Raw genomic sequence first — 12,263 nt, forward strand, 5'->3', positions numbered from 1 at the left:
TCGGCGCCGAAGCGGGGCGCGGCGCGCGGCATCGGCTGAAGGTCGACGGCGGCACGTTCACGCTGATCGATGAGAGCTTCAACGCGAATCCGGCCTCGATGGAGGCGGCGTTCGACCTTCTGAAACGGGCGGATCTCGGCGACGGCGGACGGCGCATCGCCATTCTGGGCGATATGGCCGAACTTGGCTCCCATGCGGAGAAGCTGCATGCCGGGCTCGCCGATCTGGTGACCGGGGCGGGGACGGACTGCGTTTATCTCGCCGGGCGGGAAATGAAGGCGCTGGCGGCAGCGCTGCCGCAGGGGCTGCCGGTGGAATACCGCGAGGCGACCGACGACTTGCGCGATCTCGTGGTGAAGGCGGTGAAACCCGGCGACGCGTGATGATCAAATCTTCGAAGAGCATCGGCTTCAACAGACTGGTCGACGCCTTTATCAACACCTATCCGGGCGCGGCGACGGGAGACTGATCCATGCTCATGATGCTCGTTGAACTGGCCGATGAAGTTTCGGTCTTCAACGTATTCCGCTACATCACCTTCCGCACCGGCGGCGCGCTGATTACCTCGGCGCTGATCGTGTTCCTGTTCGGGCCCATGATCATCGCCTCGCTCAGGGTTCGGCAGGGCAAGGGCCAGCGATCCGCGCCGACGGGCCGCAGACCCATTTCAAGAAGGCGGGAACGCCGACCATGGGCGGGCTCATGATGCTCTCGGGTATTCTCGGCTCCTGCGCGCTGTGGGCGAACCTTTCCAGCGTTTATGTCTGGGTGGTGCTGATGGTGACGGTGGGCTTTGGCGCCATCGGTTTCTACGACGATTATCTCAAGGTGACGAAGCAGTCGCATCTGGGCTTTTCGGGCAAGGCGCGGCTTTCGGCGGAATTCCTGATTGCGGGGATTGCCGCATGGACCATTATGCAGGCGGGGCAGGCGCCGTTTTCCTCGTCGCTCACCTTTCCGTTCTTCAAGGATTTTCTGCTCAATCTGGGTATTTTCTTCATCCCGTTCGCGGCCTTCGTGATCGTGGGGGCTGGCAATGCGGTGAACCTGACGGACGGGCTCGACGGGCTTGCGACCGTGCCGGTGATGGTGGCGGCGGCGTCGTTCGGCGTGATCGCCTATCTTTCCGGTAACGCCATTTTCGCCAACTATCTGCAGATCCATTTCGTGCCGGGCACGGGTGAGCTGGCGGTGATTCTGGGTGCGGTGATCGGCGCGGGGCTCGGCTTCCTGTGGTTCAACGCGCCGCCGGCGGCGATCTTCATGGGAGACACCGGATCGCTGGCACTGGGCGGTCTGATCGGCTCGGTGGCCGTTGCCACCAAACACGAGATCGTGCTCGCCATTATCGGCGGGCTGTTCGTTGTGGAGATCCTGTCGGTGATCATCCAGGTGGCGGTCTTCAAGATGACCGGCAAACGCGTGTTCCTGATGGCGCCGATACACCACCATTTCGAAAAGCTCGGCTGGACCGAAAGCCAGGTGGTGATCCGGTTCTGGATCATCGCCGTGCTGCTCGCCCTGATCGGGCTTTCCACGCTCAAGCTGCGCTAGGAAGAGCGAATGATCCCGGCTTCGGTTTTCAAGGACAGGACCATCGCCCTTTTCGGGCTCGGTGGGTCGGGCATAGCCACAGCGCGGGCGCTTTTGGCTGGCGGGGCGCGGGTGACGGCGTTCGACGACAACCCCGACAGCGTGGCGCGGGCGGCAGGCGAGGGTGTGCCGACCGGCGACCTGCGTGCCATCGACTGGAGCGCGCAGGATGCGTTCGTCCTCTCGCCGGGTGTGCCGCTGACGCATCCGCGTCCGCATTGGAGCGTGGAACTGGCACGGGCGGCAGATGTCGAGATCATCGGAGACGTGGAGCTTTTTGCACGTGAGCGCCGGGCGCACGCGCCCGAGGCGCCCTTCGTCGCGATCACGGGCACGAACGGCAAATCGACCACGACGGCGCTGATCGCGCATGTTCTCGAGCAGGCCGGTCGTGACACGCAGATGGGCGGCAATATCGGCCGTGCCGTGATGACGCTCGATCCGCCAGAGGCGGGGCGGCATTATGTGGTGGAGTGTTCTTCCTACCAGATCGACCTCGCGCCGACACTGGACCCCTCGGTCGGGATTCTGCTCAACCTGTCGCCCGATCACCTGGACCGTCATGGCTCGTTCGAGAACTACGCCGGCATAAAGGAACGGCTGGTGGCGAAGAGCGGGCTTGCCATTGTCGGCGTCGACGACCCCGATTGCCGGCGCATCGCCGACCGGCTGGAGAAGGACGGGCGCAGGCTCCTGCGTATTTCGGCGACATCCTCGCTGGCGGACGGGTTCTATCTTGAAGGACACAGCCTCATGCGTGCGGTCGGCGGGGTTGCCGAGAAGCTGGCGACACTTGAGGGGATCGGCTCCCTGCGCGGCGCGCACAATGCGCAGAACGCGCTTGCCGCCCTCGCTGCCTGTCTCGAGTGTGGTCTTTCGGCGTCAGAAATCCAGGCCGGATTCAACAGCTTCCCGGGACTTGCCCACCGCATGGAGCAGGTGGCCCGCAGGGGGCGGGTTCTCTTCGTCAACGATTCCAAGGCCACCAATGCCGACGCGGCGGAGCGGGCACTGGCAAGTTTCGAGCGCATCTACTGGATCGCCGGCGGCCTGCCCAAGGACGGCGGAATTGAAACACTGAAGAGCTTTTTACCACGCATCGCCAAAACCTACCTGATCGGCGAGGCAGCGCCGGCTTTCGCCGCCACCATAGGGGAGGCGACGGCGTTTGAGATTTCGGGTACCATAGACAGGGCCGTTGACCATGCGGCGCGTGATGCGGCGGGCGATCCCGCGCCGGAGGCTGTTGTCCTGTTTTCGCCGGCGTGTGCGAGTTTCGATCAGTTCAGAAATTTTGAGGTGCGCGGCGATGCCTTCCGCGAAGCGGTGCGTTCGCTCGCCGGTGCCGAGATGATGGGGAGCAAGTGACATGGTGAGCCGCACCGACCGAAGCCCGGTTGCCAACTGGTGGTGGACCATCGACCGGTGGTTCCTCGCAGCCTTCCTGATGCTTATGGGACTGGGCGTGCTTCTTTCCTTCGCCGCCAGCCCTGCGGTTGCGGAGCGCATTGGTCTGTCGAGCTTTCACTTCGTTACCCGTCAGATCATATACATGCTTCCGGCCGTGGTGGTGATGATCGCTGTTTCCTTCCTCAGTCCCCGTCAGGTGCGGCGTGTGGCTCTGGTCATGCTGGCCGGGTCGCTTGTTCTGATGGTGGTGACGCTTTTCGCCGGCATGGAGGTCAAGGGCTCGCGGCGCTGGCTCTATATATTCGGCGTTTCTGTTCAGCTTCGGAGTATCTGAAACCGGCTTTCGTGGTTATCTGTGCCTGGCTCTTCCATGAACATGCCCGGCAACCGGAAATTCCCGGTAATCTTTTTGCCATGCTTTTGCTTGGTCTGGTCATGGCGCTTCTGGTTGCGCAGCCCGATCTTGGACAGACGATGCTCGTGCTCGGTACCTGGGGAGCAATGTTCTTCATTGCCGGTATGCCATGGCTGTGGATTGCCGTTCTGGGCGCCCTGGGAGCCGGAGGCGCTTTTCTCGCCTACACGATTTTCCCTCACGTGGCCGATCGTATCGACCGCTTCCTGACCGGTGAGGGCGATACCTATCAGGTGGATATGAGCATCGAGGCGATCACCCGCGGGGGCTGGTTCGGACGCGGCCCGGGCGAGGGAACGGTGAAGCGCATACTTCCCGACAGCATACGGACTTCGTCTTCGCGGTTGCCGGCGAGGAGTTTGGCATCATCCTGTGCCTGATCCTGCTTGGCCTGTTTGCCTTTGTGGTCTTGCGGGGGCTGACGAAAGCGCGGCGTGAGGACGATGACTTCACCCGCTATGCGGTGAGTGGACTGGTGATCCTGTTCGGTTTCCAGTCGATCATCAATATGGGTGTCAACATCCGCATGCTGCCGGCGAAGGGCATGACACTTCCCTTCATCTCCTATGGCGGTTCCTCACTGATAGCGATGGCCATTTCCATGGGCTTTGTGCTCGCGCTCACGCGCCGCAAACCTGAGAAACGCCGTCCCGTGACCTATGCGACTCCTTCGGGACGCGAGGCGGTCGCCGGCTGACATGAATAAGGGCACGATACTTCTTGCCGCCGGCGGGACCGGCGGCCATCTCTTTCCGGCCGAAGCGCTCGCGCATGCGCTCCACGAGCGTGGCTGGCAGGTGCATCTGGCGACCGACAAACGGGCGGCGCGATTTTCGGGCGACTTTCCGGCTGCGGAAACGCATATCGTCGAAAGCGCCACATTCGGATCCAAGAACCCCATCGCACTTCTCAGGGCTGGCTGGACTATCTGGCGTGGCGTCAAGCAGGCATCCGCACTGCTGCAGCGGCTAAAACCTGCTGCCGTGGTCGGGTTTGGCGGGTATCCCACACTGCCGCCTCTGTGGGCGGCGACACGGCGGGGCGTTCCGGCGCTGATCCATGAGCAGAACGCGGTGATGGGACGCGCAAACAAGGCGCTGGCGGCGCGTGTGCAGGCGATTGCTGGTGGATTTCTTGCGGCTGAAGGACCTTTTGCGGACAAGATCATTGCCACGGGAAATCCGGTCCGTCCGGCGGTGATCGAGGCGGCAGCGGTGCCCTATCGCGCGCCGGATGCGGGAGCGCCGTTCCATCTTCTCGTTTTTGGTGGCAGCCAGGGTGCGCAGTTTTTTTCGGAGGCGATCCCCGCAGCCGTCGAAGAGCTCAGGCCGGAACAGCGCGCGCGGCTTGTCGTGACCCAGCAGGCGCGGCCCGAAGACGAGGCGGATGTTCGCACTGCCTATGAAAAGCTCGGTGTGCCTGCGGAAGTCTCGCCTTTTTTCAATGACATGGCACGCCGGATTGCCGGGAGCCATCTGGTGATTTCGCGCTCCGGCGCGTCGACCGTTTCGGAAATCGCAGCCATTGGCCGGCCGGCCTTTCTGGTGCCGTATCCCCATGCGCTCGATCACGATCAGGCAGCCAATGCCGCGGCACTGGAGCGGGCCGGCGGTGCGGAACTTCATCCGCAGGCCACGCTGAGCGCTGAGCGCCTTGCCGGTCTGATCGGCGGGGCAATGGAGAACTCCCGGCGCCTGACTGAAATGGCCGGGGCCGCGCGCGGCGTGGGCAAAACGAACGCGGCGGCGTTGCTTGCAGACGTGGTTGAGGCTATTGCCTCCGGCCAATCCGCCAAAACAGTGAAAGAAGGAACCCACGCATGAAAATGCCGGAGACGATCGGAACCGTGCACTTCGTCGGTATCGGCGGCATCGGCATGAGCGGAATTGCCGAGGCGCTGCATACACTTGGCTACAAGGTGCAGGGTTCGGACCAGTCCGAGAATGCCAATGTGGTGCGCCTGCGTGAGAAAGGCATCGAGGTTTTTGTCGGCCATGCGGCAGAAAATCTGGGCGAGGCTGAAGTCATCGTTGTCTCCACGGCCATCAGGAAGAACAATCCCGAGCTTGTTGCGGCACGTGAGAAGCATCTGCCGATCGTTCGACGTGCGGAAATGCTGGCCGAGCTGATGCGGTTTCGGCAGGCGGTCGCCATTGGCGGCACGCATGGCAAGACAACGACCACCTCGATGGTGGCTGCGCTGTTCGATGCAGGCGGTTTTGACCCGACGGTCATCAATGGAGGCATCATCAACGCCTATGGAACCAATGCCCGTATGGGCGAGGGCGACTGGATGGTGGTGGAAGCCGATGAGAGCGACGGCAGCTTTCTGAAACTCCCGGCCGAAATTGCCGTCATCACGAATATCGACCCCGAACATCTCGATCACTATGGCGATTTTGACAAGTTGCGGGCGGCGTTTCGTCAGTTTGTCGAAAACGTGCCGTTTTACGGCTTCGCTGCCATGTGCATCGATCATGCCGAAGTGCAGGCGCTGGTGGGGCGGATCGAAGACCGCCGCGTCGTCACCTATGGCGAAAACCCGCAGTCGGATGTGCGTTTTGCCAACCACCGCATGGATGGACCGGTTTCCGTGTTTGACGTGATCTTTCGCGACCGCAAGACGGGTGGCACGGAGACGCTCGAGGGACTTCGCCTGCCTATGCCTGGAAAACACAATGTTTCGAACGCGACGGCGGCGATCGCCGTTGCGCATGAACTGGGCATTGACCATGAAGCGATCCGCGCGGGGCTTGCGGGCTTTGGTGGCGTGAAGCGCCGCTTTACGCTGACCGGAACCTGGAACGGCGTGAGCGTTTTTGACGATTACGGGCATCACCCGGTGGAAATCCGCGCCGTTCTCAAAGCCGCGCGTGAGGCCTGCAAGGGACGGATTCTCGCCATCGCCCAGCCGCACCGCTATTCGCGGCTGCACGATCTCTACGATGATTTCGCCGCATGCTTCAACGAAGCGGACAAGGTGCTGATCGCGCCGGTTTATGCGGCGGGCGAAGAGCCGATCGACGGTGTGTCCTCCGAGGCGCTGGTTTCGCGCGTTCGTGCGGCGGGCCATCGCGATGTCGCTCATATCGAGGGACCGGAAGCGGTGGAGCCCATTGTACGGCGCTGGGCGAAGGAGGGGGACTTCATCGTCTATCTGGGCGCTGGCAACATCACGCAATGGGCATATGCCCTGCCGGACGATCTGGGGGCGAAGGGATGAGCGGTGCCGCGCTGCTTGACCGTCTTGGGGACCGCCTGTCGGGTCTGCGGGGGCGCATGACGCCTGATGCCGGCATGGACAAGATCACATGGTTTCGTGCCGGCGGTCCCGCGGACGCGCTGTTTCAGCCAGCCGACGAGGAGGACCTGGCTGCCTTCCTGAAGGCGGTACCGGAAGACATTCCGGTTACTATGGTGGGGATCGGCTCGAACCTGCTTGTGCGTGAAGGCGGCATTCGCGGCTTCGTGGTGCGGTTGTCGGCCAAGGGGTTCGGTCAGGCCGAGGTGGTTTCGGACACGCGCATTCGCGCCGGTGCTGCCATCCCCGACAAGCGCCTTGCGGCAGCGGCGCTTGAGGCCGGGATTGGCGGCTTTCACTTCTATCACGGCATACCCGGAGGACTGGGTGGGGCGCTGCGCATGAATGCGGGCGCCAATGGCGTCGAGACGAAGGAGCGCGTCGTTGAGGTGCGTGCGCTCGACCGGAAGGGCGAACTACACATCTTCTCGAACGCCGATATGGGGTATGCCTATCGGCATTCCTCTGTGCCGAAGGATCTGATCTTCACCTCGGCCCTGATGGAGGGCTACCCCGAAGACCGGGAGACCATCCAGAAAGAGATGGATGCGGTGCAGCACCATCGCGAGACCGTGCAGCCGGTGCGGGAGAAGACGGGTGGCTCGACATTCAAGAATCCGCCCGGGACTTCGGCCTGGAAAGAGGTCGACAAGGCGGGATGCCGCGGGCTCACCATCGGCGGGGCACAGATGTCGCCCATGCACTGCAATTTCATGATCAACACGGGTACGGCGAGCGGATACGATCTCGAATATCTCGGCGAGACGGTGCGGGCGCGCGTGCTCGAGCATTCGGGCATTCGCCTGGAATGGGAGATCAAGCGCATCGGCGAGTTCAGGGAAGGCCGACGGATCGACCGCTGCTGGGGCAAATGCTCTGAAGTTGCATGCGGTTTTCTGCATGACGCAGAGAACCTTCCCAATTGTGGCGCCCGTGATCCCGACCCGTGTCAAGTTGCACCGCGCGGGTGTTCGCGTTCACAAAGTGTAAAATTTTCAGAAAATTGAATCTTCGGGAATCTCAAGCCCTTGCCATGGAATCAAACCTCTGATTCTTTGGCTCATAAGTAATCACTGATTTGAGTCGCGGCGTTCGGGTCGGGGGCTTTCCTAATCGAGGAGGTCTCACTCGGCCAATGCAGCTTATCGCCCAAAATTCTGGGCGGCCGGACAAGGGGGTAGCCGGACCATGAAGAGAAAGAACGTCGCCGTCCTGATGGGAGGTTTCTCCTCCGAGCGGCCGGTCAGTCTTTCTTCCGGCACTGCCTGCGCCGATGCTCTCGAGGTCGAGGGATATGCCGTCACGCGCGTCGATGTCGGGCGCGATGTGGCGCGTGTCCTGTCTGAGCTCAATCCCGATGTCGCCTTCAATGCCCTGCATGGCCCGTTCGGTGAGGACGGGGCTATCCAGGGTATTCTCGAATATCTCGACATTCCCTACACGCATTCCGGCGTGCTGGCATCCGCGCTGGCCATGGACAAGCAGCTTGCCAAAACGGTGGCGAAGGCGGAGGGTATTCCTGTTGCCGACGCGCTGGTGGTCAACCGCTTCGAGATCGGCAATGAGCACCCCATGGCGCCGCCCTATGTGGTGAAGCCGGTCAATGAGGGGTCGAGCTTCGGTGTGGTCATTGTCACCGAAGGGCAGAGCAACCCGCCGCAGATCATCAGTTCGACCGAGTGGCAATATGGCGAACGCGTCATGGTGGAGCGCTACATTGCCGGGCGTGAATTCACCTGCGCGGTGATGGGCGAGCGGGTGCTCGGCATCGCGGAGATCATTCCGGTCGGGCACGCCTTTTACGATTACGATTCAAAATACGTTCCGGGTGGCTCAAAACACGAATGCCCGGCAAAACTTTCACCAAATATTTACCAAAAAATAGAAACACTGGCCCTTAAGGCACACAAGGCTATTGGCTGCCGGGGCGTGTCCCGGTCCGACTTCCGTTTCGACGATCGCAAATCCGATGATGGGGAGCTTGTCTGGTTGGAGGTGAACACGCAGCCCGGCATGACGCCAACCTCTCTGGTGCCCGAGATCGCCGCTGCGGCGGGAATTGGGTTTGGTGAATTGTTGAGTTGGATTGTGGAGGACGCCTCGTGTTCTCGCTGACGTCATCTCAAGCCGGGACAGGCCGGAGCGGTGGACGCTTTCGCGGCGGCGATGTCGTGTTGCCGCGCTGGCTGCGTCGCCCGGCACGTTTCATGCACAGGGTCAACGCGGGTGAAGTCGAGGCGCCGCGCTACGGCGCGACGATCGCGACTGCGGTGCTGCTTGGAGCCACGGCGGTATATGGGACACTGGCCGGCGGGCATCTGCCGCAGGTTCTGCAGAGCGTTACCGCGCGGACGGGGCTTGCGATCGCGCAGGTCCATGTGGTCGGAAATGAAGAAACCTCGGAGATCGATGTTCTGCAAGAGGTCGGTCTGAATGGCTGGACGGCGCTGGTCGGCTTCAATGCCGAAGAGGCGCGGCAGCGCCTTGCCGGTCTGCCCTGGGTTGAGGGTGTTGCCGTGCGCAAGGTCTATCCGGCGACGCTGGAAGTGGACATCACCGAGAAGAAGGCATTTGCGATCTGGCAGCATGGCAACGCGCTGTCGCTGATTGAAAAGGATGGCTCCGTGATCGCGCCGTTCGACGGCGGGCGCTACACGGCGCTGCCGATGGTGATCGGTGCGGGTGCGCGTGAGGCGGGGCCCGAATTCATCGCCAAGGTGGCGCGTCATCCCTCCATTGCGGGTGAGGTGCGTGCTATATTCGTGTTGGTGGACGGCGCTGGGATCTGCGTCTGAAGAATGGCGTGACGATCAAGCTGCCCGAGACCAACGAGGCGCTGACACTGGCGACGCTGGCCGCTCTCGATCGCAAGAACGGTCTTCTTTCCCGCGACATCACTTCGGTGGACATGCGGCTTCCCGACCGTATGGCGATCGGCCTTTCGGAAGAGGCCGCCAAGGCGCATCAGGAAACGATGCGCGAGCGCTACAAGGCGCGGATTGCAGGCGGGGCGCAGATATGAGCTGGTTATCAGAACCCAAGAAAGGCGCCGTGCGCCGCTCCGGCATCATCACGGTTCTTGACGTCGGTTCGAGCAAGGTCTGCTGCATCATCGCCAGGCTCATGCCTGCGGAAGAGGGACGGGCGCTGCGCCATCGCACGCATCGTGTGAAGGTCATCGGCATCGGCCATCAGCAGTCGCAGGGCATGAAGTCGGGCGTGATCGTCGATCTCGACCGGGCCGAGGAAGCGATCCGGCTGGCGGTGGACGCGGCCGAGCGCATGGCGGGGCTGACGGTGGATTCGCTGATCGTCAATGTGTCGGCAGGGCGGCTGCGCAGCGAGACGATCTCCGCGTCGATCAATCTTGGCGGGCATGAGGTCGCCCAGTCCGACATCAACCGCGTTCTCGCGGCCGGTGCGCGGCAGGGGCTGGAGACCGAGCGCGAGGTGGTGCATTCGCTGGCGACGGGGTTCAGCCTCGACGCGGAGCGCGGCATTCGCGATCCGCGCGGCATGGTCGGTTCCGAACTCGGCGTCGACATGCACATCCTGACGGCGGATGCGGCGCCGCTGCGCAATCTGGAGCTCTGCATCAACCGTTCGCATCTTTCGGTCGAGCGCATGGTGGCGACGCCTTACGCAAGCGGCCTGGCGGCACTGGTGGATGACGAGGCGCAGATGGGCGCTGCCTGCATCGACATGGGCGGCGGCACGACGACGATCTCCGTTTTCGCGGAGGGCAAGTTCGTGTGGGCCGATGCGCTGCCGGTCGGCGGCAATCATGTGACGATGGATCTGGTGCGTGGCCTCTCGGCGCGGCTTGAGGATGCGGAGCGGCTGAAGGTGATGCACGGTTCGGCGCTGATCTCTTCGAGCGACGACCGGGATATCGTTTCGATCCACCCGATGGGGGCGGATCCGGGCGAACAGCCGATCCAGGTGCCACGCGCCGTGATGACAAGGATCATCCGCGCGCGCATCGAGGAAACGCTGGAGATGGCTCGCGACAAGCTCAACCGCTCCGGCTATGGCGGCCTTGTGGGACGTCGTGTGGTTCTAACGGGTGGCGCAAGCCAGCTTGTCGGTCTGCCCGAGGCAACCCGGCGGCTGTTCGGGCGCAATGTCAGGCTCGGGCGTCCGCTCGGCGTGGCGGGGCTTCCCGAGGCGGCCAAGGGGGCGGCGTTCTCCGCTTCCGTGGGGCTGTTGATTTATCCGCAGGTGGCGGAGTTCGAAAACCGTGGCCGCAGCGGCAAGAGCGGCATATTCACCCGTGCGACCGGCACTGGCGGCCGGTTTCAGCGCGTCAGCCAATGGCTGAAAAGCAACTTCTAGCGGGGGCGGCCCCGAATGACGACCGCGGCGGCGAGGCGGCGGCAAAGGCGGAAAGGACGAGGACAATGACTATCAATCTGCAGAAGCCGGATATTACCGAGCTGAAGCCACGCATCACCGTGTTCGGTGTCGGGGGCGGGGGCGGCAATGCCGTCAACAACATGATCAATGCGGGCCTGCGGGGCGTCGAGTTCGTCGTCGCCAACACCGACGCACAGGCGCTGACCCAGTCCAAGGCCGAACGCCTGATCCAGCTCGGCGCTGCTGTGACCGAGGGACTGGGTGCCGGTTCGCAGCCGGAAGTTGGAAAGGCCGCCGCCGAAGAATGCATCGACGAGCTGGTCGATCACCTGTCCTCCACCCATATGTGCTTCGTGACCGCCGGCATGGGCGGTGGTACCGGCACCGGTGCTGCGCCCGTCGTGGCACGCGCTGCCCGCGAAAAGGGTATTCTGACCGTTGGCGTCGTCACCAAGCCGTTCCACTTCGAAGGCCAGCGCCGTATGAAGACGGCGGAAGCCGGCATCGAGGAACTGCAGAAGTGCGTCGACACGCTGATCGTCATTCCGAACCAGAATCTCTTCCGCATCGCCAACGACAAGACGACCTTCGCCGACGCCTTCGCGATGGCTGACCAGGTGCTCTATTCGGGCGTTGCCTGCATCACCGACCTGATGGTCAAGGAAGGCCTGATCAACCTCGACTTCGCCGACGTTCGCTCGGTGATGCGCGAGATGGGCAAGGCCATGATGGGCACCGGCGAGGCTTCCGGCGAGGGCCGTGCAATGGCTGCTGCCGAGGCTGCAATCGCCAACCCGCTGCTGGACGAGAGCTCCATGAAGGGCGCACGCGGCCTTCTGATCTCGATCACCGGCGGCCGTGATCTCACGCTGTTCGAGGTGGATGAGGCAGCAACCCGTATCCGCGAGGAAGTGGACCCGGACGCGAACATCATTCTCGGCGCGACCTTCGACGAGGACCTGGAAGGCGTTATCCGCGTCTCCGTGGTGGCTACCGGCATCGACAAGTCCGCAGCGGAAATTTCCGCACCCGCTACCGCGACGCGCCCGGTGCAGCAGCCCCGTGCCATCGAAGCCCAGCGCCCGGCGGCAGCCGCCGTCGAAGCTAAGCCGCAGCCTGTCGCTACCGATCCGGTCGCAGACGCGATTCGCCAGGCAGAGCGTGCTGCATCAGAGCCCACGCCGGCTC

General features: G+C 63.0%; 10 protein-coding genes and 2 pseudogenes. All 12 read left to right on the forward strand.

Annotated elements, in window-relative coordinates:
* Positions 1-383: glutamate ligase domain-containing protein (locus tag JCM21793_RS27430; protein ID WP_036541178.1), on the forward strand; the 383-nt coding region annotated here is incomplete at its 5' end.
* A gap of 89 nt (positions 384-472) precedes the next feature.
* A pseudogene (mraY, locus tag JCM21793_RS27435) lies at positions 473-1,554 on the forward strand (phospho-N-acetylmuramoyl-pentapeptide-transferase).
* Positions 1,555-1,563: 9 nt separating this feature from the next.
* Positions 1,564-2,961 carry a UDP-N-acetylmuramoyl-L-alanine--D-glutamate ligase gene (murD, locus tag JCM21793_RS20720; protein WP_025031580.1) on the forward strand — a complete coding sequence of 466 codons (1,398 nt, stop codon included), beginning with the start codon at positions 1,564-1,566 and terminating at the stop codon, positions 2,959-2,961.
* A 1-nt stretch (position 2,962) separates the two neighbouring features.
* Positions 2,963-4,115, forward strand: a pseudogene (gene ftsW, locus JCM21793_RS27440) (putative lipid II flippase FtsW).
* Between the two features lies 1 nt (position 4,116).
* On the forward strand, positions 4,117-5,241 hold the full coding sequence (gene murG / locus JCM21793_RS20740; protein ID WP_025031584.1) for an undecaprenyldiphospho-muramoylpentapeptide beta-N-acetylglucosaminyltransferase: 1,125 nt from the start codon (positions 4,117-4,119) through the stop codon (positions 5,239-5,241).
* A complete protein-coding gene (gene murC, locus JCM21793_RS20745) occupies positions 5,238-6,641 on the forward strand; it encodes a UDP-N-acetylmuramate--L-alanine ligase (protein ID WP_025031585.1) in 1,404 nt (467 codons plus the stop codon). The genes murG and murC overlap by 4 nt, the downstream gene beginning before the upstream one ends.
* Positions 6,638-7,726: a UDP-N-acetylmuramate dehydrogenase gene (gene murB, locus JCM21793_RS20750; protein ID WP_025031586.1), complete on the forward strand. Its 1,089-nt coding sequence runs from the start codon at positions 6,638-6,640 to the stop codon at positions 7,724-7,726. Before murC ends, murB begins: the two co-directional genes overlap by 4 nt.
* 181 nt (positions 7,727-7,907) lie before the next feature.
* Positions 7,908-8,834, forward strand: coding sequence for a D-alanine--D-alanine ligase (locus JCM21793_RS20755; RefSeq protein WP_007010556.1), 927 nt, complete (start codon positions 7,908-7,910; stop codon positions 8,832-8,834).
* Positions 8,822-9,514, forward strand: a complete 693-nt coding sequence (locus JCM21793_RS27445; RefSeq protein ID WP_244439928.1) for a cell division protein FtsQ/DivIB — start codon at positions 8,822-8,824, stop codon at positions 9,512-9,514. The genes JCM21793_RS20755 and JCM21793_RS27445 overlap by 13 nt, the downstream gene beginning before the upstream one ends.
* 8 nt (positions 9,515-9,522) lie before the next feature.
* Positions 9,523-9,741, forward strand: a complete 219-nt coding sequence (locus JCM21793_RS30665; protein ID WP_244439930.1) for a hypothetical protein — start codon at positions 9,523-9,525, stop codon at positions 9,739-9,741.
* Positions 9,738-11,054, forward strand: a complete 1,317-nt coding sequence (ftsA, locus tag JCM21793_RS20765) for a cell division protein FtsA (protein WP_025031587.1) — start codon at positions 9,738-9,740, stop codon at positions 11,052-11,054. The genes JCM21793_RS30665 and ftsA overlap by 4 nt, the downstream gene beginning before the upstream one ends.
* Before the next feature lie 65 nt (positions 11,055-11,119).
* Positions 11,120-12,263 (forward strand): cell division protein FtsZ (gene ftsZ / locus JCM21793_RS20770; RefSeq protein WP_025031588.1); only part of this gene is annotated, 1,144 nt, incomplete at its 3' end.

This window comes from Nitratireductor aquibiodomus NL21 = JCM 21793 (assembly GCF_000615975.1).
GTDB lineage: Bacteria > Pseudomonadota > Alphaproteobacteria > Rhizobiales > Rhizobiaceae > Nitratireductor > Nitratireductor aquibiodomus.

Bases quoted from the DNA above. Each gene is read 5' to 3' on its own strand.
- ftsA (WP_025031587.1), top strand. From the start codon at position 9,738: ATGAGCTGGTTATCAGAACCCAAGAAAGGCGCCGTGCGCCGCTCCGGC.
- murG (WP_025031584.1), top strand. From the start codon at position 4,117: ATGAATAAGGGCACGATACTTCTTGCCGCCGGCGGGACCGGCGGCCAT.
- murC (WP_025031585.1), top strand. From the start codon at position 5,238: ATGAAAATGCCGGAGACGATCGGAACCGTGCACTTCGTCGGTATCGGC.
- JCM21793_RS20755 (WP_007010556.1), top strand. From the start codon at position 7,908: ATGAAGAGAAAGAACGTCGCCGTCCTGATGGGAGGTTTCTCCTCCGAG.
- murB (WP_025031586.1), top strand. From the start codon at position 6,638: ATGAGCGGTGCCGCGCTGCTTGACCGTCTTGGGGACCGCCTGTCGGGT.
- murD (WP_025031580.1), top strand. From the start codon at position 1,564: ATGATCCCGGCTTCGGTTTTCAAGGACAGGACCATCGCCCTTTTCGGG.